General features: G+C 73.1%; 20 protein-coding genes. 9 read left to right on the forward strand and 11 right to left on the reverse strand.

Annotation, left to right across the window (positions count from 1 at the left end; all coding sequences use genetic code 11):
• Nucleotides 1-60: 60 nt before the first annotated feature.
• Entirely contained in the window at nucleotides 61-1,305 is a 1,245-nt protein-coding gene (locus Q9S71_RS01785; protein WP_311860177.1) for an isochorismate synthase, read from the forward strand.
• Between the two features lie 6 nt (nucleotides 1,306-1,311).
• Here Q9S71_RS01785 and Q9S71_RS01790 read toward each other — a convergent pair whose 3' ends face one another.
• The 3 genes from Q9S71_RS01790 to Q9S71_RS01800 are packed head-to-tail and all read right to left on the reverse strand — an operon-like array spanning nucleotide 1,312 to nucleotide 3,417.
• Nucleotides 1,312-1,956 carry a hypothetical protein gene (locus tag Q9S71_RS01790; protein WP_311860178.1) on the reverse strand — a complete coding sequence of 215 codons (645 nt, stop codon included), beginning with the start codon at nucleotides 1,954-1,956 and terminating at the stop codon, nucleotides 1,312-1,314.
• A gap of 4 nt (nucleotides 1,957-1,960) precedes the next feature.
• Complete coding sequence (locus Q9S71_RS01795) at nucleotides 1,961-2,650, reverse strand: esterase/lipase family protein (protein ID WP_311860179.1); 690 nt, start codon at nucleotides 2,648-2,650, stop codon at nucleotides 1,961-1,963.
• Nucleotides 2,647-3,417 (reverse strand): alpha/beta fold hydrolase, encoded by a 771-nt coding sequence (locus Q9S71_RS01800; protein WP_311860180.1) that lies wholly within the window; start codon nucleotides 3,415-3,417, stop codon nucleotides 2,647-2,649. The genes Q9S71_RS01795 and Q9S71_RS01800 overlap by 4 nt, the downstream gene beginning before the upstream one ends.
• A 351-nt stretch (nucleotides 3,418-3,768) precedes the next feature.
• Between Q9S71_RS01800 and Q9S71_RS01805 the strand changes: the two genes are divergently transcribed.
• The 3 genes from Q9S71_RS01805 (at nucleotide 3,769) to Q9S71_RS01815 (ending at nucleotide 6,497) form a co-directional block, all read left to right on the forward strand.
• Nucleotides 3,769-5,175, forward strand: coding sequence for an HNH endonuclease signature motif containing protein (locus Q9S71_RS01805; RefSeq protein WP_311860181.1), 1,407 nt, complete (start codon nucleotides 3,769-3,771; stop codon nucleotides 5,173-5,175).
• A gap of 68 nt (nucleotides 5,176-5,243) precedes the next feature.
• A complete protein-coding gene (locus Q9S71_RS01810; protein WP_311860183.1) occupies nucleotides 5,244-5,699 on the forward strand; it encodes an NUDIX domain-containing protein in 456 nt (151 codons plus the stop codon).
• A gap of 9 nt (nucleotides 5,700-5,708) precedes the next feature.
• Entirely contained in the window at nucleotides 5,709-6,497 is a 789-nt protein-coding gene (locus tag Q9S71_RS01815; protein WP_311860184.1) for an alpha/beta fold hydrolase, read from the forward strand.
• A 4-nt stretch (nucleotides 6,498-6,501) separates the two neighbouring features.
• On the opposite strand, the gene Q9S71_RS01820 is transcribed toward Q9S71_RS01815, so the two are convergent.
• The 3 genes from Q9S71_RS01820 to Q9S71_RS01830 are packed head-to-tail and all read right to left on the reverse strand — an operon-like array spanning nucleotide 6,502 to nucleotide 9,600.
• Nucleotides 6,502-7,359 carry a PPK2 family polyphosphate kinase gene (locus tag Q9S71_RS01820; protein ID WP_311860185.1) on the reverse strand — a complete coding sequence of 286 codons (858 nt, stop codon included), beginning with the start codon at nucleotides 7,357-7,359 and terminating at the stop codon, nucleotides 6,502-6,504.
• A gap of 56 nt (nucleotides 7,360-7,415) precedes the next feature.
• Complete coding sequence (gene menD, locus Q9S71_RS01825) at nucleotides 7,416-9,203, reverse strand: 2-succinyl-5-enolpyruvyl-6-hydroxy-3-cyclohexene-1-carboxylic-acid synthase (protein WP_311860187.1); 1,788 nt, start codon at nucleotides 9,201-9,203, stop codon at nucleotides 7,416-7,418.
• Nucleotide 9,204: 1 nt separating this feature from the next.
• Entirely contained in the window at nucleotides 9,205-9,600 is a 396-nt protein-coding gene (locus tag Q9S71_RS01830) for a PLD nuclease N-terminal domain-containing protein (protein ID WP_311860188.1), read from the reverse strand.
• A gap of 77 nt (nucleotides 9,601-9,677) precedes the next feature.
• Between Q9S71_RS01830 and Q9S71_RS01835 the strand changes: the two genes are divergently transcribed.
• Nucleotides 9,678-9,935 (forward strand): DUF4229 domain-containing protein, encoded by a 258-nt coding sequence (locus tag Q9S71_RS01835; protein WP_311860189.1) that lies wholly within the window; start codon nucleotides 9,678-9,680, stop codon nucleotides 9,933-9,935.
• Between the two features lie 3 nt (nucleotides 9,936-9,938).
• Here the strand turns inward: Q9S71_RS01835 and Q9S71_RS01840 are convergent, their stop codons facing one another.
• From Q9S71_RS01840 to Q9S71_RS01850, 3 genes are read right to left on the reverse strand one after another with little or no spacing between them, the layout of a single operon-like run.
• Nucleotides 9,939-10,916 (reverse strand): 1,4-dihydroxy-2-naphthoate polyprenyltransferase, encoded by a 978-nt coding sequence (locus Q9S71_RS01840; RefSeq protein WP_311860190.1) that lies wholly within the window; start codon nucleotides 10,914-10,916, stop codon nucleotides 9,939-9,941.
• A gap of 11 nt (nucleotides 10,917-10,927) precedes the next feature.
• On the reverse strand, nucleotides 10,928-12,082 hold the full coding sequence (locus tag Q9S71_RS01845; protein ID WP_311860191.1) for an AMP-binding protein: 1,155 nt from the start codon (nucleotides 12,080-12,082) through the stop codon (nucleotides 10,928-10,930).
• Nucleotides 12,083-12,090: 8 nt separating this feature from the next.
• Nucleotides 12,091-12,993: a 1,4-dihydroxy-2-naphthoyl-CoA synthase gene (locus Q9S71_RS01850; protein WP_311860192.1), complete on the reverse strand. Its 903-nt coding sequence runs from the start codon at nucleotides 12,991-12,993 to the stop codon at nucleotides 12,091-12,093.
• Between the two features lie 95 nt (nucleotides 12,994-13,088).
• Between Q9S71_RS01850 and Q9S71_RS01855 the strand changes: the two genes are divergently transcribed.
• The 3 genes from Q9S71_RS01855 to Q9S71_RS01865 are packed head-to-tail and all read left to right on the forward strand — an operon-like array spanning nucleotide 13,089 to nucleotide 16,816.
• Nucleotides 13,089-13,625, forward strand: a complete 537-nt coding sequence (locus tag Q9S71_RS01855) for a hypothetical protein (RefSeq protein WP_311860193.1) — start codon at nucleotides 13,089-13,091, stop codon at nucleotides 13,623-13,625.
• Nucleotides 13,622-16,360 (forward strand): ABC transporter ATP-binding protein, encoded by a 2,739-nt coding sequence (locus Q9S71_RS01860; RefSeq protein ID WP_311860194.1) that lies wholly within the window; start codon nucleotides 13,622-13,624, stop codon nucleotides 16,358-16,360. Before Q9S71_RS01855 ends, Q9S71_RS01860 begins: the two co-directional genes overlap by 4 nt.
• Nucleotides 16,361-16,402: 42 nt before the next feature.
• Nucleotides 16,403-16,816 (forward strand): glucose-6-phosphate dehydrogenase, encoded by a 414-nt coding sequence (locus Q9S71_RS01865; protein ID WP_311860195.1) that lies wholly within the window; start codon nucleotides 16,403-16,405, stop codon nucleotides 16,814-16,816.
• A gap of 7 nt (nucleotides 16,817-16,823) precedes the next feature.
• On the opposite strand, the gene Q9S71_RS01870 is transcribed toward Q9S71_RS01865, so the two are convergent.
• Nucleotides 16,824-17,579 (reverse strand): hypothetical protein, encoded by a 756-nt coding sequence (locus Q9S71_RS01870; RefSeq protein ID WP_311861669.1) that lies wholly within the window; start codon nucleotides 17,577-17,579, stop codon nucleotides 16,824-16,826.
• A 2-nt stretch (nucleotides 17,580-17,581) separates the two neighbouring features.
• Entirely contained in the window at nucleotides 17,582-18,370 is a 789-nt protein-coding gene (locus Q9S71_RS01875; protein WP_311860196.1) for a hypothetical protein, read from the reverse strand.
• Between the two features lie 44 nt (nucleotides 18,371-18,414).
• Here Q9S71_RS01875 and Q9S71_RS01880 point away from each other — a divergent pair, with 44 nt between their 5' ends.
• A complete protein-coding gene (locus Q9S71_RS01880; protein WP_311860197.1) occupies nucleotides 18,415-19,308 on the forward strand; it encodes a zinc-ribbon domain-containing protein in 894 nt (297 codons plus the stop codon).
• Nucleotide 19,309: the final 1 nt, after the last annotated feature.

A 19,309-nucleotide genomic window follows, 5' to 3' on the forward strand; every position in this document is an offset into this window, starting at 1 on the left:
GGGATGCCGCGGGGCTGCCCCACGGGGCTCGGGTGGGTGCGGCCGGATTAGGCTGAGAGCGTGACTTCGACTGCGCTCGGCGCTCCCCGGCTGCGCGCCGTCACCCGCCGCATCGAGCCGGTCGACGACCCCCTCTCCTACGCCGCTCCCGGCGACCCGACGGTCTGGTCGCGTCGCGGCGACATGCTCGTCGGCTGGGGCCGCGCCGCCGAGCTGCCGGCGGGAGAGTCCGTCGTCGCCTGGTGGCGGGCGGTGTCCGAGGTCGCCGAGGTCGACGACAAGGTGCGGATGCCGGGGTCCGGCCTCGTCGCGTTCGGGGCCCTGCCGTTCGACCCGGCCCACAGCGCGGCGACGCCGACGCTGACGGTGCCGAAGATGATCGTCGGCCGCCGGGGCGAGACGAGCTGGGTCACGCATGTCTTCACCGACGGCGAGCCCGAGCGTCCCGAGCCGCAGTCCATCCCGTTCGGACCGCACTGGTCGGCGGTCGTGGGGCCGGGGGCCTGCACACCCGACGGCTACCAGGCGGAGGTGCGGGCCGGGCTCGAAGCGATCGTCTCGGGCGAGGTCGCCAAGGTCGTTCTCGCCCGCGACCTGGTCGGGTCGGTGCCCGCCGGGTCGGACCTGCGCCGGCTGGTGCGCGCCCTCGCCTCGGCCTACCCCGACACGTGGACCTTCGCCGTCGACGGCGCGATCGGCGCGAGCCCCGAGACCCTCGTCACCGTCTCGGGCGGCACCGTGACCGCCCGTGTGCTGGCGGGGACCGCCGCGCGCGGTGCCGACGCCGACGCGGACACCGCGGCATCCGTCGCCCTGGCGACCAGCGCGAAGGATCTCGACGAGCACCGGTACGCCGTGCAGAGCGTGCTGACCGCGCTGCGCGCGCACACGACCGCGCTGGTGGCCGAGCCCGAGCCGTTCATGCTGAAGCTGCCGAACGTGTGGCACCTCGCGACAGATGTCGAGGGCACGCTCTCGGGCCACGCGTCGGCGCTCGACCTCGTCGAGGTGCTTCACCCGACGGCGGCGGTCGCCGGGACTCCGACGCAGGCGGCGCTCGAGGTGATCCGGCGGGTCGAGCCGTTCGACCGCGGGCGCTACGCCGGGCCGGTCGGCTGGATCGACGCGAACGGCGACGGCGAGTGGGCCATCGCGCTGCGGTGCGCGCAGTTCGACGTGCACGGCGAGGGCGACATCGCGCTCATCGCCCACGCGGGCGCGGGCATCGTCGCCGGGAGCGACCCGGAGACCGAGATGCTCGAGACCCGGGTGAAGTTCCGCCCGATCGTCGACGCACTCGCCTGAGGGCGGTCAGACGTCCGCGAGGAACGTCTCGACGACCGCGGCGAAGTCGGAGTGGTCCTGCGGCCGGTGACCACGGCCCGGTAGTGTCCGGCGATGCGCACCGTGTCGCTCGAGCACCTCGGCGATCGCTTCGTACTCGGCGTTCCAGCCGCCTGTGACCACGAGGGTCGGGATGGCGCGCAGCTTCGCGGCGTCCACGCCGAACCCCCACGGCGGTCGCCTCGCCGCGAAGCGCGCGACCCCGGCACGCTCGGATTCCCAGCGCGCCGGGTCGGCGGGGCCGCCGAACATGAGGGGCCGCACGATGGACCAGTAGCCGAAGAGGTCACCGGTGTCGGCGAAGGCTTTCGCGCGAGTGATTTCGGCGATGTGGGCCTCGATCGCGGGATGACCTCGAGCGATGTCGTAGAGCGCCGGCTCGACGAGGACGAGAGCTCGGGGCGACAGCCGGGCTGCGCCGAGCGCGACGGGGACGGCGGCGGCGGAATGGGCGAACACGGTCGCGCCTCGCGGTGCGGCATCCATCGGCGCGGCGGAGAGCGCGTCGAGCGGGAGGGTGAGGTCGAGCGGGAGGTACTGCGCATCGCCGGGCCCCGACGAGGGCCAGGCGGAGGAGCCGTCGCGGTCGGTGCTGTGAACGTACAGTCGCACGGGTTCAGGGTACGACTGGGGCGTCCTCGGAGAGGCCGATCAGCTCCGCGATGACCCGCGGGTGGGCCAGCACACGGAAATGACCGCCCGTGTCGAGACGCACGTTCTTCGCGGCGCCCGGAAGCTCACTGCCTTCCGGGATGTGCGGATCGAACCGGCCGTAGATCGAGACGATGCGCGCGTTGACCTCGTGCTCCCGCGACAGGGCGACGATCGTGGCGTTGCGCGGGGAGAAGATCCGCAGCGACGGGAGGACCATGAGTCGGCCGTAACGTGATCCGCCGAACGGGGTGGCCACGGCGAGCATGCCATCCACGCGGCCGGTGGGCGCGTCGACGACCATGGTGCGTTTGCCGACCAGTCCGCCCTTGCTGTGCGCGAGCAGCACGCAGCCGCGCAGGTCCTGCTCGGCAAGGTAGCCGACGACCCGGGCGGCGGCGTCATCGACGGGACGTCGGTTGCGGCGGAGCACCGGCAGGACGTGCACGGGATGCCCGCGGTCGTGCATCGCGCGGATGAGCGGCGTCATGAACCGCCAGGTCTCGTACACGCCGGGGAGGATGACGATGGGCGTGAGCTCACCCGTCAGGAACTGCCGCGGATCGGTGCGCGTCAGGGTCGCGGCGACCTGCCAGCGCAGCGCAAAGAGGTAGTCGCGCGCCCACCATGCCGCGTTGCGGACGAGAGAGGTCATCGCGACTCCTGCCGTGCGCGGAACGCGACGATCGCGTCGGCGATCCCTCGCGGGGCGCTGTGCTGGACGACGTGTCCGCTGCCGGGGATCTCCGACGTCTCGGCATCCGCGGCACCGGCGGAGAGCCGTCGACACCACGCCGCCCCCGCGATGGGGTCGCGCGCACCGCGGATGACGAGCAGAGGGCGTGCGAGCGCTCGCACCCGGTCCTCGGTGCGGTAGGCGAGCATGTGGCGCAGTTGCCGCAGGTACCAGGGGATGCCGCACCTCACGTAGTCGCTGAGGACGAGCCAGTTCGCGAGCGGCGGCTCGCGGAAGATGTCGAGCGCCAGCGCGAGTGCCTGGGCTGTGGGTGTGCGGTGCCGGTCGTCGGCGACGGGACCCATCGCGACGACGTGCGTGACCAGATCGGGACGCTGCGCGGCGAGTTCGATCACCCACTGGCTGCCCATCGAGTGGCCGACCGCGACGACCGGCGGGAGTTTGAGGTGTGCGAGGAGGCGGGCGATCGCGGCGGCCATCGCAGGGACGTCGAGCTCGCGGGCGGGCTGAGGGAGCCCGCCGAACCCCGGCAGATCGATCGAAAGGACGGCGTGGTCGTGCGCCAGCTCGGCGTGGAGGCGGCGCAGATAGCGGTGCGACATGCCGATGCCGTGCACCAGGAGGTACATGTGCGCCGCGTCGGCGCGCGGCGAGAGGACGACGCGGAAGGTGGTGCCGCCGACCGTGACCTCCTGGATCGACGGCCCGTCTGGACGTGCCCTCACGCGATGCCTTTCGTCGCCGGAGAGGTTCACGGTAGCCGGGTGCGGGAGGTGTGGAGCGGGGGTTGACCTGGCGGTGTGGGGTTGCGTGTGGGGCGGGTGCCCGGGGGGGTGGGCGCGGATTCGGATGAGGTGGCGGCATCCCAATCCGGCGACGATGTCCGAACCCGGCGCGATTACGGAGTGCGCTGAGGGGTGGATGCTGGGGCTGCACCGGTACGGAGGGTGCGAGAGATCTGCCGCACATCGAACCCGCGAAGAATGTGAGGACTCTCATTTTGGGGGTGTGCATAACGTGTGTTCTGGGCCCGTTTTGCCGGGGTGGATGTCGGTGGTGGGTGGCAGAGTTCAGGTATGGCGGATGCGGCGGAAACCCCCGGTGGCGAGGACTATCTCGCCGCCCTGGCGGGCATCGTCGCTGATGTTGGGGCTGTGGCCGTCGAGTTGGCGCGCGTGCAGGTCCGGGAGCTTCGGGCGCTGGCCGCTGCAGGGCGGTTGGCGGAGGCGCAGACTGCTCAGCGCAACGCGCGTGTGCAGGTCCACGACATGGCCCTGCGGTCGATCGCGGCCGAGGTCGGCGGGGTCATGCGCGTGACGGATCGGACCGTCCAACGCCGGATCGGTGAGGCGCGGACTCTGGTCGAAGGGTTTCCGGCGACGGTCGAGGCGTGGGAGCAGGGGCGGATTATCCGCGGGCACGCGATCGCGATCCTGGAGACCGGGACGAGCCTGCCTGCGGAGATGTGGGCGGAGTTCGAACAGATCGCGATCAGCCGATGCGAGAAGGACACCCCGAACCGGGTGCGGGGCGAGTTGGAGGTCCTCGCGCACCGGATGCATCCCCGCTCGTTCGCCGAGCGGCATGAGGAAGCTGCCGCTGGGCGGTACGTCCGGATCGTGCCCGGACGAGACGGGATGTCCGACGTGGTCGCGACCTTGCCGACGGTGATCGCCGAAGGAATTTGCGACCGATTGACGCAGCAGGCAAGGGCGATCATCGACACCCGTGACGAACGGACTGCCGCTCGCGGCGGTGCGGGTGTTGCGTTCGGGGACGCCGCCACGACACTCACTGGTGACGAAGAGGGCAACGACGATGACGCCGCCGCGATCATCGCCACCGACCAGCGCTCCATCGACCAGGTCCGCGCTGACGTGTTCGCCGACCTCCTCCTCGCCGGGACCCCGGCCCTGGATGACACCCGCGACACCACCGCCGGCCCGCTCGGAGCGATCCGCGCACGCGTGCAGGTCCTCGTCCCCGCCGCCACCCTCACCGGAGAAGACGACGGGCCCTGCGACCTCACCGGCCGGTCCCCGATCGACCCCGCCACCGCCCGGACGCTCGCCGGCGGTACTCAGATCTGGGAGCGTCTGTTCCACGACCCGACCACGGCGGTCACGGTGTCGACCGATTCGTACCGTGTCCCGTCCGGGATGCGACGGTTCCTGCAAGCCCGCGATCAGCACTGCCGGTTCCCCGGATGCCGCGTCGCGGCGATCCGCTGCGAAGTCGACCACACCCACGACCACGCCCTCGGCGGACGAACCGAACTGTCGAACCTCGCCCACCTGTGCCAGAGGCATCACTCCATGAAGCAGTTCACCGCGTGGAGAGTGCGACAACTCAAGGGTGGCGTCCTGGAATGGACCTCACCCCTCGGCAGGACCTACAGAGAAGACGCACCTATCCCCGCGGTCGCGTTCAGCCCTGCCGCACCACCACCACCGCCCACCCCAGCGGAACCCGCGCCCTTCTGACGCCCGCGGCGCGAACAAGCGCGTCCCGCCGCGCCTCGCCGCCACGGCCCACTGCCTACACTCGACCAATGCCGATGTCCGACTACGTCGCCTCCCTCCGCGCGCGCATCGGCACGGACTTCCTGCTCCTGCCGGGCGTGACCGCCGTCATCCGCGACAGGCAGAATTTCCTCCTCGCCCGCCACCGCCACTCCGGACTCTGGAGCCTCATCGGCGGCGGGGTCGAGCCCGGGGAGGAGCCTGCCGAGTCCCTCGCGCGGGAAGTCCTCGAAGAGACGGGCGCCCGCGTCCGCATCCGCGGCATCGTCGGGGTCTACGCGGGCGAACCGATGATGGTCACGTACCCCAACGGCGATCAGGTCGGATACGTCACCACCGCTTACGACTGCGGACTCACGAGCGACGCCACACCCGACGGCGACGAGCTGCTCGAGATCGCCTGGTTCCCCCGCGACGCGATCCCCACCCTGCCCCGCCGCGACTGGATCGACCGCGTCATCGGCGACGTCCGCGACGATCTGTAGGGTGCCGCCATGACGACCGACATCCGCGACGACCGCACCGTCGTCCTCCTGCACGGCTGGCCGGGACTCCCCTCCGATTACGACGCGGTCACCGCCGACCTGACCGACCACCGCACCCTCACCCCCGACCTCCTCGGCATGGGGACCGGGTTCGACGGCATCCCGAGCGTCGAGGCATCCACCGCCGAATCGCACGCCGAACGCGTCCTCGCGCAACTCGACGAAGCCGGGATCACGAGCGGCGTCATCATCGTCGGCTACGACATCGGCAGCCGCATCGCCCAAGCCGCCCTCCGCGCAGACCCGAGCCGGTTCCACGGCGCCGTCCTCACCCCGGCCTACCCGGGCATCGGCGACCGCGCCGCATCCCCTGCCCTCGCGTCTGTGTTCTGGTACCAGCACTTCCACCGCGACCCCGTCGCCACCCAGCTCATCGACGGCGACGAACGCGCCGTCCGCACCTACCTCACCCACACCTGGAGCAGTTGGCGAGCGGATGCCGCGCCCCCGCCGCACCTCGACCAGATCATCGCCGCCTACGCACGGCCGGGCGCGTTCGCCGCCAGCCTGCAGTGGTACGTCGCCAACCGCGGCTACACCGCCGACACGGCCCCCATCACCGTTCCGACGACGATGCTGTGGCCCGGCGCCGACCCGCTGTTCCCGACCGACTGGGCCGACAGACTGCCCGACCACTTCACCGACGTCCGCCTCGACGTCATCCCCGGATGCGGGCACTTCGCCCCCGTCGAGCGGCCCGACGCCGTCGTCCGCGCCATCCGCTCGCACCTCGACTGACCGCTCAGGTCGCCGCGAGCCGCGCCTTCTCGGCCTCGACGTCGAAGTCCGCCGCCGGCCACTGCGGATCGATCCGCTCCAAGACCTCGATCAGCAGCGCCTGCACCGCCAACCGCGCGTACCACTTGTGGTTCGCCGGCACCACGAACCACGGCGCGCGATCCGTCGACGTCCGATCGAACACCGCCTGATACGCGTCCATGTACGCCGGCCACAGCTCCCGCTCGTCGACGTCGCCGGGGTTGTACTTCCAGTGCTTGTCCGGACGCTCGAGCCGCTCGGTCAGACGCGCCTTCTGCTCATCGCCCGAGATGTGCAGCATGATCTTCACGAGGTGCACACCGCGCGCCGCCAGCCCGTCCTCGAAGTCGACGATGGCGCCATACCGGCGCTCGATCTCCTCGGGAGCCGCGAGCTGCCGCACCCGACCGATCAGCACGTCCTCGTAATGCGACCGGTCGAACACCCCGATGTACCCGGGCTCGGGAACCTCCCGCTCGATCCGCCACAGGAAGTCGTGCGACAGCTCCTCGGGCGTCGGCTTCTTGAACGCCTTCAGATGCACGCCCTGCGGATCCGTCGCGCCGATCACATGCCGAACGATCCCGCCCTTGCCCGCCGAATCCATCGCCTGCAGCACGAGCAGCACCGACGGGGCATCCGACTGCGTGCGACTCTGCGCGTACAGCCGCTCCTGCAACTGATCGAACTCCTCCGCCGCGGCGGCGAGATCCGCCTGCCCCGACTTCTTGTCGCCGTCGTACCCGGGCGTCGACGCCGGGTCGACATCGGCGAGGCGGAACCCCGCCCCCACGCGCAACAGCGTCGACGGAGACCCGGTCCAGTGATCGTCAGCACTCATGCGGCACATCCTGCCCTGCCGGAGACCTGCGCGCGACGGTCTTGCGGATGCCGCGGCTACCGCGTCAGCGGCACCTCGATGATCTGGCGGCCCCCGGCCGGCGACGTCAACGCCTGGTCGAGCGCGCCCCGCGTCGTCACCCGGCGGTACTCCCACCCGTACGCGCGGGCGACCTCCTCGATCCGTGCCGTCTGCGGCGTGAACTGCACCCGGTCGAACGCCTCGGCACCGGCGATCCCGGCAACCTCCAGACCGTCGAAGATCGTCCCGCCGCCGTCGTTGCCGACGATGACCTGGATCCGCGGCTCCCCCTCGGACGGAGGATGCAGCAGCGCCCCCACGTCGTGCAGGAACGCCAGGTCGCCCAGCAGCACCCGCGTGACCCCCGGCGTCGCACCGCGCTGCGAGGCGGCCGCGATCCCGAGCCCTGTCGCGACCGTGCCGTCGATGCCGGCGAGCCCGCGGTTCGCGTGCACCGGCACCTTCTTGCCGCCGAGGATCTCGTCCGCCACCCGGACCAGCCGCGACGACCCGAACAGCAGCCGGTCGTGCGGCCACGTGGCCCGCCACACGGCATCCACCAGAACCGCCCGATCGACGGGCGCGCGGATCGCGCCGAGCTCGGCCGAGATCGCCCCCAACCGCTCGGCCGGCACCGGCGACGACAGCGCATCGGCATCGGGCGCGGCGGGACTGAGGTCGACGATCTGCTCCCGCGACGCCCGCATCCACGCTCCGAGCCACTCCCGGTCCGCGGCCGCCGACGGAGCGGTCACGCCGTCCACGGCGACCGTCGTGCCGTTGAGGTTCAGCTGCTCGCCCGGACCGCGCACCGCCAGCACCTCGACGTCCGCGCGACTCAGCAGCCGGGCCACCTCGCGGCTCAGCGTCGGGTGCCCGAACACGACCGCCCGCTCGACGCGGCCGCCGAGCTCGGGGTCGGACAGCAAACGCCGGTACCCGTGCACGAGGTGCCGACCGAAGCGCGCGCCACTCACGATCTCGGCGATGAGCGGGAACCCGCCCTCGTGCGCCAACTGCTCGGCATCCGTCCCCGCATCGGCGCCCGCGACGACGACCGTCCGCGGCCCCGCCTCGAGCACGACCGGCTCCGCACCGGCGACCTGGAGCGCCGCGCCGACGCCCCCGCCGCCCTGGTAGTGCGCGCCCCACTCCGTTTCGGCGGTCCCGTCGGCGGCGTCCGCAGGGTCGGATGCCGCGACGACTCCCGTCGACGACAACAGCCACTCCGGCAGCGCACCGGCGAGCGGCTCGCGGAACGGGACGTTGAGGTGCACGGGCCCGGCGACGCGGGATCCGGCGCCCACCGCGGCATCCCACCCCTCGTCGGCGGCGGCGCGGAAGGGCGCCACCTCGTCGCCGTCGATCGCGTCGGACAGGACCTCGGCGACCGGCAGGTCGGATTCGAGACGGACGAAGCCCGAGAACATCCCCGGCTGACGGGTGGCCTGGTTCGCGCCGACCCCGCGCAGCTCGGGCGGGCGGTCCGCGGTCAGCAGCAGCAGCGGCACACCGGAGTGGTGCGCTTCGAGCGCGGCGGGGAGGAGGTTCGCGACAGCGGTGCCGGACGTGCAGATCACGGCCGCCGGCATCCGGTTCTCGCGTCCGATGCCGAGCGCGGTGAACCCGGCGACGCGCTCGTCGATGCGCACGTGCAGCCGGATGAGGCCGCGCGACTCGAGTTCGGCCGCGACCAGCGCGAGGGCCTGCGAGCGGGAGCCCGGCGAGAGGACGACGTGGCGCAGCCCGCGCTCGATCAACCGGCCGAGCAGCGCCGCCGCGGCGTCGGTCGCGGGCGCACGGCCGGATCCGTCGCGCGTCATGTCAGGAACGCGACCCGCGCGACTCTTCGTCGGAGTCGTCGTCCGCTGGCGGGTCGACGGGGCGCTCGCGCGGGTCGGGCGCCTCGGAGTCAAGGGCGGCGAGCTCCTCCTCGAGGCGGCGGATGCGCTCGTCCTGATCGCTCGTCGTGTTGAGGCGACCGAGGAAGTCGGGGTCGTCGTCGGGGGCGCGGAAGACCACCCGGTTCGACGAAGCGCGCGAACGACCGATGACGAACCAGAGGATGCCGCCCACGACCGGCAGCAGGATCACGATAAGCAGCCAGATCGGCTTGCTGACCCCGCGGTGACGGGTCGGGGACTGCACGGCGCAATCGACGATGCTGTAGACCCAGAACGCGGCCAGCAGCAGCGCCAGAACGAGGTACACGCGCGCCATTCCTCCATCCTAGGTGCGCGCCCGCGGCCCGAGGCGGCCCGGGCGAACCCCCGGGTGCACGGCCGTAGAATGGCGGTATGCGCGCCCGCTCAGCCTTCGTCTACGCGCTGCTGCGGCTGCTCGCCTTCTTCGTCCCGTTCGGGATCATGATGCTCTTCCCGGTGCTGCGCGAGCAGTACTGGCTCGCGGCGATCTTCGCGGCCCTGATCGGACTGAGCCTCTCGATGCTCTTCCTGCGTCGCCCCCTCGACGAGGTCTCGACCGGCATCGCCGAGACCCGCGCGGCGCGCAAGCGTGCCGAGAGCGACGAAGCCGTCGAGGACGCCGCGAACTGACGCTCAGGCGACGTACGCCCAGAGGATGAACCCGCTCCACGCGAGCGACGCGAGCGAGCTGAGCTGCAGCGCGACGATGAGCTCCCGCGGGGTGCGGTACGTCCAGACGATGAGCGTCGCCGACAGCGTCGCGAGCAGCACGATGAGCGACAGCCACGCCACCGGGTAGAAGACCGCCAGCACCGGCACGACCGCGAACGGCACGAGCATGAACACGGTGTAGAGCACCTGCGACGCGCGCTTGCCGATGAGCACGGTCAGCGTGCGCTTGCCGGCGACGCGGTCCTGGTCGATGTCGCGCAGGTTGTTCGTCACGAGCACGCCGCACGCGAGGGCGCCGACGGCGATCGAGGGCACCCAGGATTCCTGCGGCACGGACCCCGCCTGCACGAACGTCGTCCCGATGACCGCGACGGGGCCGAAGAAGACGAAGACGAACAGCTCGCCGAGGCCGAAGTAGCCGTACGGACGTTTGCCGCCGGTGTAGAACCACGCCGCGACGATGCAGACCGCGCCCACGGCGAGCAGCCACCAGAACTGCGTGCGGATGACGATCGCGAGGCCCGTGACGGCCGCGATCCCGAAGAAGAGAAGGGCCGCGATCAGGACGGCGCGGGGCGCGACGCGTCCCGAGGCGGTGAGGCGGGTGGGGCCGACCCGGTGGTCATCGGTGCCGCGGACGCCGTCGCTGTAGTCGTTCGCGAAGTTGACCGCGATCTGCAGCGACACCGCCACCACGAGGCAGCACAGCGCGAGCACCCAGTGGAACCCGGCGCCGACGGCGATCGCCGCGCCCGTGCCGACGAGGATCGGGCTGATCGCGAGGGGCAGGGTGCGCAGCCGCGCGGCGCCGATCCAGTCGCGCGCCGTCACCGGGGCGGGCTTCGGCGGGGCGGACGAGACGCGCGCCTTCGCCGGGTTGCCGCGCGAACCGGAGCGCTTCGCGGCGGGCTTACGGGAGGTCTTTCGGGATGCGGCCACGAGCAAGGATCCTATTCGTCCTCCGCCAGCAGCCGTCGGAGCAGCGCCCGGTCGGGCTTGCCGCTCGTCGTCAGCGGCACGGCGTCGAGCACGAGCAGCTCGCGCGGTCGCGCCGGCGCCCCGATCGCCGCGGCGACGACCCGGCGCGCCTCCTCGAGCACATCGGGCTCGCTCCGGTCGGCGAGCGCCGCCCGCGAGAGGACGACGACGGATGCCGCCCCCCACCGCTCGTCCGTCGTCGGTACGATCACGGCGGCCTCGAGCCCCGGCACGGTGCGCACGGCCCGCTCGACCCGGTCGAGCGAGACGTTCACCCCGCCCGAGACGATGACGTTGTCGCGGCGCCCCGCCACCCGCAGCACGCCGTCCTCGACGGAACCGGTGTCTCCCGTGCGGTACCAGCGCGTCCCGTCCGCGTCGCGCACGAACACCTCGGCGGTGAGCTCGGAGTCGCCGAGGTAGCCGTCGGCGAGCGTCGGGCCGCTCAGCTGCACCTCACCGTCTGCGATCCGCACCTGCACGCCCTCGAGGGGCCGCCCGTCGTAGACGCAGCCCCCGCTCGTCTCGGTCGACCCGTAGGTGCGGACGATCCGGGCGCCCAGGGCCGCGGCCCGTTCGGCGAGCGCGGGCGGGAGGGCCTGCCCGCCGACGAGCACGGCCTCGAACGAGGCGAACGCGCGGGCGACCGCGGCATCCCGCTCCCCCGCCTCGACCAGCGTCTGCACCTGCGCCGGCACGAGCGACGTGTACGTCGGGATGCGGCGCCCGCCCTCGCTTGCGGCCATCGCCGATGCGGCGGCGGTGAAGGTCTGCGCCGTGAACGAGCCTGCGAGGATCGCGGGGTCGCGCCCTGCGACGAGCGCGCGCACCATGACCTGCACGCCGGCGACGTAGGTCGCGGGCAGGGCGAGCAGCCAGGCGCCGCTGCCGATCCGCTCGGCGGTCGCGAGCGCCGACGAGGTCAGTGCCGACCGGCTGAGCGCGACCGACTTGGGGTAGCCCGTCGATCCGCTCGTCGTGACGACCACCGCGGTTCCGGCGGGCACCTCGTCCGGCAGGTCCGACGCGGCACCGAGCGCGACCGCGGGCCCCGCACCGAGCACCGCGGACCGCAGCGCGCGCAGCACGGCGCGGGGATCGGCGGAGTCGAGCGCGCGCAGCTGCATCGCGGGACTCAGGAGTGGTACGGGTACGGCGACCAGTCCGGGTCGCGCTTCTCGAGGAACGCGTCGCGGCCCTCGACGGCCTCGTCGGTACCGTAGGCGAGCCGCGTCGCCTCACCGGCGAACACCTGCTGGCCGACCATCCCGTCGTCGATCGCATTGAACGCGAACTTCAGCATGCGGATCGCGGTCGGCGACTTGCCGAGGATCGTCCGGGCCATCGAGATCGCCTCGCGCTCGAGGTCGGCGTGCGGCACGACGCGGTTGACGGCGCCCATCTCGTACGCGCGCTGCGCCGAGTACTCCTCGGCGAGGAAGAACACCTCGCGCGCGACCTTCTGGCCGACCTGACGCGCCATGTACGCCGAGCCGTAGCCCGCGTCGAACGACCCGACATCCGCATCGGTCTGCTTGAAACGCGCGTGCTCGGCGCTGGCGATCGAGAGGTCGCAGACGATGTGCAGCGAGTGCCCGCCGCCGGCCGCCCAGCCGGGGATGACGGCGATGACGACCTTCGGCATGAACCGGATGAGGCGCTGCACCTCGAGGATGTGCAGGCGTCCCGCCCGCGCGGGGTCCGGAGTCGTCGCATCGTCAGCGGCGTAGGTGTAGCCGTCACGACCGCGGATGCGCTGGTCGCCGCCGGAGCAGAACGCCCACCCGCCGTCCTTCGGGCTCGGACCGTTGCCGGTCAGCAGCACGACGCCGATCCTCGGGTCCTGCCGCGCCGCGTCGAGGGCGCGGTACAGCTCGTCGACGGTGTGCGGGCGGAAGGCGTTGCGCACCTCCGGCCGGTCGAACGCGATGCGCGCGATCCGCCCGTCCGTCGAGACGTGCGCGGTGATGTCGGTGTAGGCCTCGGCGCCGGGCGCCGCGGTCCACTCCGCCGGGTCGAAGAGCTCGGAGACGGTCACCCGGCCAGCCTACGCGCGGGGCCGAGCCGAGCGGATGCCGCACAGCGTCACACGCGCCGTCGCGAGGAGCCGCACACCCCTACCCTGGAGCGGTGATGTCCCGCGCCCTCCCCGCCCTCGCCGCCGCCGTGCTGGCGCTCACCCTGTCCGCCTGCGCGCCCGCCGCGCCGAAGGCCGATCCCGGCTCGCCGTCGCCGGCGCCGTCCGCCGCGACGTGCACCGCCGACTCCGGGGTGACGGTCATCGTCGATGGCGGGAACCTGCCGGGCGCGGACGAGGTCGCGCTCGACACGTGCGTGCCGGCCGACGAGCCGATCGCCGCGACCGACGCCCTCGCCGCCGCCGGGGTCGAGCTCGAGGGGACGACCGAGTACGGCGACGAGATCGTCTGCCGCGTGAACGGACAGCCGTCGGCCGACGAGCCGGTCGGCTCGACCGAGGACCCCGATTACGTCGAGTCCTGCGAGAGCATGCCCGCCGGCTTCGCGTACTGGGGCCTGTGGGTGCGCCCGTCCGCCGACGCGGAGTGGGGCTTCGCGCAGGAGGGCATCGCGACCCTGCAGCTCTCGCCCGGCGAGAGCCTCGAACTTCTCTTCTCGCTCGACGGCGAACCGGCGGCGCCGACGCCGTGACCTTCCGACCCGGACCGCTGCGCGCCGCGGCCGCCGTCGCGGCCGGGTTCGTCGTGGTCCGGGTGCTGTACCGCGTCCTGTTCGGCGGTGCCGACGGCGACGGGACGCTCCTCCTCGACCTGTCGTCCTGGCGTCTGCCCCCACCCTTCGCGCACGTCGAGGTGCTCGGCCCGGTGACCGCCGGCGGGATCGCGGAGGCCGCGGCATCCGCTCTGCCCATCGCGGTGCCGCTCCTGATCGTCGGCGCGCTCGTCGCGGTGCTCGACGCGCCGCGACTGTTCGCGCGTGCGGCGCGCCGCGGTCCCCTGCAGGGGCTCGCGCGCGCCCTCGCGCTCGCCTGGGCGACGCTTCCGGCGCTGGCCGACGCGGTGCGCGCCGCGCGACGGGCCGCGCGCCTTCGCGGCGAGCGCGCCGGCGTGCGGCTGCTCGCCCCGGTGCTCGAACGCACGCTCGAGCGGGCCGTCGCCCTCGGGACGGCGCTCGAGCTGCGCGGCTACGCCGGCGCGGGAGCGGTCGCGCAGGCCGACCCCGTCGTGCGCCTCGACGGCGCCGCGTGGGGCTTCGGCGACCGGACGATCGCGGCCGTCGACCGGCTCGACCTGACCGCCGGCACGCTCACCCTCGTCGTCGGTCCCACCGGCGCCGGCAAGAGCACCCTCCTGCGCGGACTCGCCGGTCTGCACACGACGACCGACGGCGGATGGAGCGCCGGGACGGTCGACGTGGTCGGGATGCCGCGCGACACCCGGCTCCCCCGCGACACCGCCCGGTCGGTCGGGACCGTGCTGCAGGATCCGCGTCAGGGCTTCGCGGCCGAACGGGTGCGCGACGAGATCGGCCTCGCACTCGAGCTGCGGGGTGCGGCGACGCCTGAGATCGATGCGCGGGTCGCCGAGGTCGCGGAGCGCGTCGGTGTGACGGCGCTCCTCGACCGCCGCGTGCGCGAGCTCTCGGCCGGCGAGGCGACCCTCGTCGCAATCGCGGCCGCGGTCGTCGACGCCCCGGCACTGCTGCTCGTCGACGAGCCGCTCGCGGATCTCGACACCGCCGCCCGCGCCCGGATCGTCGCGCTGCTCACGGATCTCCCTCGCCGGTCGGGCGTGTGCGTCGTCGTCGCCGAGCACCGCACGGACGAGTTCGCGGGCGTCGCGGACGGCGTCGTCGGCGTCGGGCGGCGGGAGGAGGTGCCGCTGCCCCGTTCGGGCGCGCGGCAGGTCGGGGCGACCGTTCTCGAGGCGCACCGGCTGACCGTCCGCCACGGCGCGCGGACCGCGGTCGACGCCGCGGACCTCCGCGTCGCGGCGGGCGAAATCGTCGCCGTGCAGGGACCGAACGGCGCGGGCAAGTCGAGCCTCCTCACGGCGCTCGCCCTCGGCGCGCCGGGGGCCCGGGCGACGGGCCGTGTCGCGCTCGTGCCCGATGCCTCGGACGACCTCTTCGTGCGCGACACGGTCGAGGCCGAGTGCCGTCATGCCGACCGTCGGGCCCGCACGACCGGCACCGCCGCGGTGTTCTTCGACCTGATCGGGGTGCCCGCGGAGTCCTCCGCGGCGACGGCGCTGAGCCGGCGGCATCCGCTCGATCTGTCCGCCGGCCAGCGACGGTGTCTCGCGATCGCGATCCAGTGCGCCCGGCGACCCGCGGCCCTGCTCGTCGACGAGCCGACGCGCGGCCTCGACCCCGCCGCCCGCGCGCTCGTCGCCGCGGCGCTCGTGCGCACCGCCGAGGCCGGCGCCGCCGTCGTGTTCGCGACGCACGACGCCGAGCTCGCGGGCGTGCTGGCCGATCGCGCGGTGCGGATCGACGGCGGCGTGCTGCGTCCGGGCGGCCTGCCGTCGGATTCGGAGATCGTCGCGGGATTCGGATCGAACGTGCCCCCGGCATCCGAATCCCGCGACGTGGTCCGGATCCGCGAACGATCGGATGCCGCGCTCGCCCGCCCGCGCTCGCGCGGACTCGTGCTGCTCGCCGCGAACCTGCTCGCCGCCGGTGCGTTCGCCTGGCCGCTGGTCGCGGCCGCGCTGCCGTCGCAGGCGCAGGCCGCGGCGCCCGTCATCGCCCTCGCGCTCGCCCCTCTCGCGGTCGTGCTCGTCGCGACGGCGGTCGACGCGTCGATCCGGTCGGCCCACACGCTCGCGCTGCTGGCGACGCTCGCCGCGATCGGCGGCGCGATCCGGCTCGCGTCAACCGGGGTCGGCGGCGTCGAGGCGCTGTTCGTGCTGCTGATCCTCGCCGGCCGCGCCTACGGCGCACGGTTCGGGATGCTGCTGGGCGCCGCGTCGCTGCTGCTGTCGTCGCTCGTGTGGGGCGGGGTCGGGCCGTGGCTGCCGTTCCAGATGTTCGCGTGCGGCTGGGTCGCGGCGGGCGCCGCTCTCCTGCCGGCGCGGGTGCGGGGGCGCGGCGAAGTCGTCATGCTGGCGGGGTACGGGGTGATCGCGTCGTACCTGTTCGGCCTGGTCATGAACCTCTGGTTCTGGCCGTTCGCCGTCGGGGCGGGGACGTCCATCTCCTACGTCCCCGGCGCGCCGCTGACCGAGAACCTCGCGAGCTTCCTGCTCTACTCGCTCGTCACCTCGACGGCCGGCTGGGACACCGTGCGGGCCGTCACGACCGTCGTCGGCCTCGCTCTCGTGGGTCATCCGCTGCTCCGTTCACTGCGGCGGGCCAAGCCGATGTCGCGCCCGGTCGCGCCCTCCGGGGCGCCCGAACCCGTCACCGTCGTGCGAAGCTTGTAGGGCGGCTCTCACCCCCGACGAGCGCCGCGGAAGGACACCCGCATGAAGATCACGAGATCCTCCGACTGGCGGGACGCTCTTCCGTTCGAGACGCCCGTCCTCGCCGCCGACGCGGTGCCCGGCGAACCGACCCGCTGCGTGAGCTGCCCCGCCGGCAGCGAGCCGCGCGAGCGCACCGAACTGTGGGTCGTCAAGCACCGGCATCCGAACAATCACGCCGGCTTCGTGCGGTACTACTGCGCCGAGCACGCCCCGAAGACCGCCCCGCCGCCCCCGCCGTCGGTCGCGAGCCCCGGGCGGGCCCGCGGTTCGGCGGCCAAGGCACGGCCCGAGCGCACCGCCGCCCCCAAGCGGCCCGCAGCGTCGCTCGACGTGGTGCGGGCGATGTGCCCGGACTGCTTCGTCGAGGTCTCCGCGACCGGCGTGTGCGGGATGTGCGGCCAGCAGGTCGCCTGAGCCCGGGTCAGGGCTCGTCGGGCGCGGTGTTCGACAGCCACCACTCCTCGAGGTCGTCGACCGCCGCGAGCGACAGCAGACCCGAGCGTGTGGACGGAAGACCGATGATCTCACCCTCCTCGCCCTCGGCGGCGACGGAGAGGCTCCGGAACAGCAGGACGTCGGCGCCGTCGACGGTCAGTCGGAGGTGCGGCTCGTCGCCGTCGTACAGCTCCCATCGGCGACGGTCGTCGTCCGTCGATGTGACGACGTCGTCGCACGCGGCGATCAGGCCCACGAACGGTGCGGCAGCGGCATCCGCCGCCGAGGGGAACCGCCAGGTCGACGCGGCATAGGCGAACTCCGCGCCGGTCGTCATGTCGACCCGCACGCGAGCCGAGGTCTGGCGGAGCGACCCCGCCGCGAACATGTCATCGAGAGGTGCCGACAACGCCGGGGAGTCTCCGATCACGGGCGAGCAGACTGTCGTCGCGCTCTCCGAGGTTCCCTCCGGGGCACACGCTCCCTCGCCTCGCTCGTATCCCGCCAGGGTCCACTCCATCGACGCCACCTCATCGACGCCCGGCAGCCCGTCCGTCGAGTTCGCGACCGTAAGATCGACGCTGCGTTCGCGCGTGCAGGATGCGGGCTCCGCGGGCGGGCGGTCGACCGTCCGTGTCGGCGTCGGTGACGTCTCGGATTCCAGCTCCGCCGTCGAGACGCACCCGGTGAGAGCGAGGACGGCGACGGCGGCGATGACGGACAGCCCCCGGAACAGCTGCATGGTCACCCTCGAGGCTCGCGGCTGAACGCTGCGGCAGCCTGCGTCTGCCACCACTCCTCGGCCGCGTTCACGCTCGCTTCCGGGAGCAGCGACGATTCCGTGGCGGTCAGCCCCGCATCCTCGCCCTCCGTGGTGACCGGCCGCGCGCTGCGGACGACGAAGACATCCCGGCCCTCGAGCGACGCCACGACCGCGGGTTCGGTCCCCTCGAAGATCCGCACTCGACCGTCGCCGGCCTGCGACCCTTCGCACGCGGCGAGCGCGTCGAGGATCGGCGCTGCCTGAGCCTCTGCCGGCGTCGCGAACCGCCACGCCTGCATCCCCAGGACCAGGTACTCCTCGGCGGTCGTGCGCCCTTCCACGTAGCCCGCGATCTGGCGCTCCGCCCCAACGGCGAACATGTACTCGACGGGAGCGCTGGAGACGGCCCGCGACACGTCGTCGAGAGAGGCATCCGGCGCCGCACAGGTCTCGACGGTGCCCACCGGCTGCGTGGAGACCGGCGCGCACGCACCGTCACCCCTCACGAGGTCATTGCCGGACGCCGTCCACCCGGCCATCGGGTCCGCCGGCTCGATCACACCGAGCACCTCGTCGAGGTTGATGAGCATCGTCGTGTCGCCGGCCCATTCCGCGCACCGCGGCGGCTCGGTGACCTGCTCGGCCGATGCGGCCGGTGTCCGCTCGGCGCTCGGCGTCGGGGACTGCTCGGACTCGAGGCTCGCCGTCGAGACGCAGCCGGCGAGCGCGAGCGAAGTGAGTAGCACGGCGGCGAGTCGGAGGAGACGCATCCTCGCAGTATGCCGTGTCCGAGCCCTCGCCTACCGTCGGCAGCGTGACGGAACCGGTGCGGTGGTGGTGGCAGCGGCGCCAGTTCTCGCGCGGCGTCGACGTGCCCTACCCGGTCGGCACGTACCGGTCGGCGTGGGCCGCCTACCCCGAGCTCGTGCGGCAGTACCACCCCGACCTCAACGAGGGGATCTCGCTGTCGCAGATCCCGCCGGCGGCCGACGTCTTGCTGTGCTGGGAGTGCACGGCGGGCCACCGCTTCGCGGCGACCCCCTCCGAACAGCGCGAGCGACCGGGACGCGTCCGGCGGCGGTCGGCGTGGTGTCCCGAGTGCTCCGCCCTCGCGGCGCCGCGACCGGTGAAGGTCGTCCAGCGGGTGGATGCCGCGCAGGTGCTCGCCGCCGTCGACCGCGCCAAGGCGGTGCGGATGCCGGTGGCCCCCGCTCCGGCCCCGCGATCGAAGCGGGCGGCGCCCGCGGTCTGCGAGAAGACCCCCGACCTTCCCGTCGGGGAGCCCTTCGTCAGCGAGTGCGCGCCACGACCGGCATCCGCTGCCGAAGGCCGACTGCGACAACAGCTTTCGCAGGCGCTCCTGTTCACCGAGGGGATGACGGCGGTGCGCGTCGGGCGACCGTTCTTCCGGCACCGCGAGGTGTGGCCCGACATCCTGTTGCCCGAACTGCGAGTCGCGATCGAGTACGACACTCCGGGCCGTCACGGGCTCGAGCACGTGGGAAAGCGGGAGGCATCCGATCGGCGGAAAGACGCCCTGCTGCGCGCCGCGGGCTGGGAGGTCGTGCGGGTGCGCACCGGCGGGCTCGAGCCCCTCGGCCCGCACGATGTCGTACTGCGGACGGCGGGCACGAAGACGGTTCCGGCGATCATCGACGCGCTGCGTGGGATCCGCGGCGACATGGTCGTCGACGCCTACCGGCGCTGAG

This window comes from Microbacterium gawkjiense (assembly GCF_031932225.1).
Lineage (GTDB): Bacteria > Actinomycetota > Actinomycetes > Actinomycetales > Microbacteriaceae > Microbacterium > Microbacterium gawkjiense.

Bases quoted from the DNA above. Each gene is read 5' to 3' on its own strand.
- Q9S71_RS01835 (WP_311860189.1), top strand. From the start codon at position 9,678: ATGCGCGCCCGCTCAGCCTTCGTCTACGCGCTGCTGCGGCTGCTCGCC.
- menD (WP_311860187.1), bottom strand. From the start codon at position 9,203: ATGACGCGCGACGGATCCGGCCGTGCGCCCGCGACCGACGCCGCGGCG.
- Q9S71_RS01815 (WP_311860184.1), top strand. From the start codon at position 5,709: ATGACGACCGACATCCGCGACGACCGCACCGTCGTCCTCCTGCACGGC.
- Q9S71_RS01855 (WP_311860193.1), top strand. From the start codon at position 13,089: ATGTCCCGCGCCCTCCCCGCCCTCGCCGCCGCCGTGCTGGCGCTCACC.
- Q9S71_RS01820 (WP_311860185.1), bottom strand. From the start codon at position 7,359: ATGAGTGCTGACGATCACTGGACCGGGTCTCCGTCGACGCTGTTGCGC.
- Q9S71_RS01805 (WP_311860181.1), top strand. From the start codon at position 3,769: ATGGCGGATGCGGCGGAAACCCCCGGTGGCGAGGACTATCTCGCCGCC.
- Q9S71_RS01845 (WP_311860191.1), bottom strand. From the start codon at position 12,082: ATGCAGCTGCGCGCGCTCGACTCCGCCGATCCCCGCGCCGTGCTGCGC.
- Q9S71_RS01875 (WP_311860196.1), bottom strand. From the start codon at position 18,370: ATGCGTCTCCTCCGACTCGCCGCCGTGCTACTCACTTCGCTCGCGCTC.
- Q9S71_RS01870 (WP_311861669.1), bottom strand. From the start codon at position 17,579: ATGCAGCTGTTCCGGGGGCTGTCCGTCATCGCCGCCGTCGCCGTCCTC.
- Q9S71_RS01865 (WP_311860195.1), top strand. From the start codon at position 16,403: ATGAAGATCACGAGATCCTCCGACTGGCGGGACGCTCTTCCGTTCGAG.
- Q9S71_RS01810 (WP_311860183.1), top strand. From the start codon at position 5,244: ATGCCGATGTCCGACTACGTCGCCTCCCTCCGCGCGCGCATCGGCACG.
- Q9S71_RS01830 (WP_311860188.1), bottom strand. From the start codon at position 9,600: ATGGCGCGCGTGTACCTCGTTCTGGCGCTGCTGCTGGCCGCGTTCTGG.
- Q9S71_RS01795 (WP_311860179.1), bottom strand. From the start codon at position 2,650: ATGACCTCTCTCGTCCGCAACGCGGCATGGTGGGCGCGCGACTACCTC.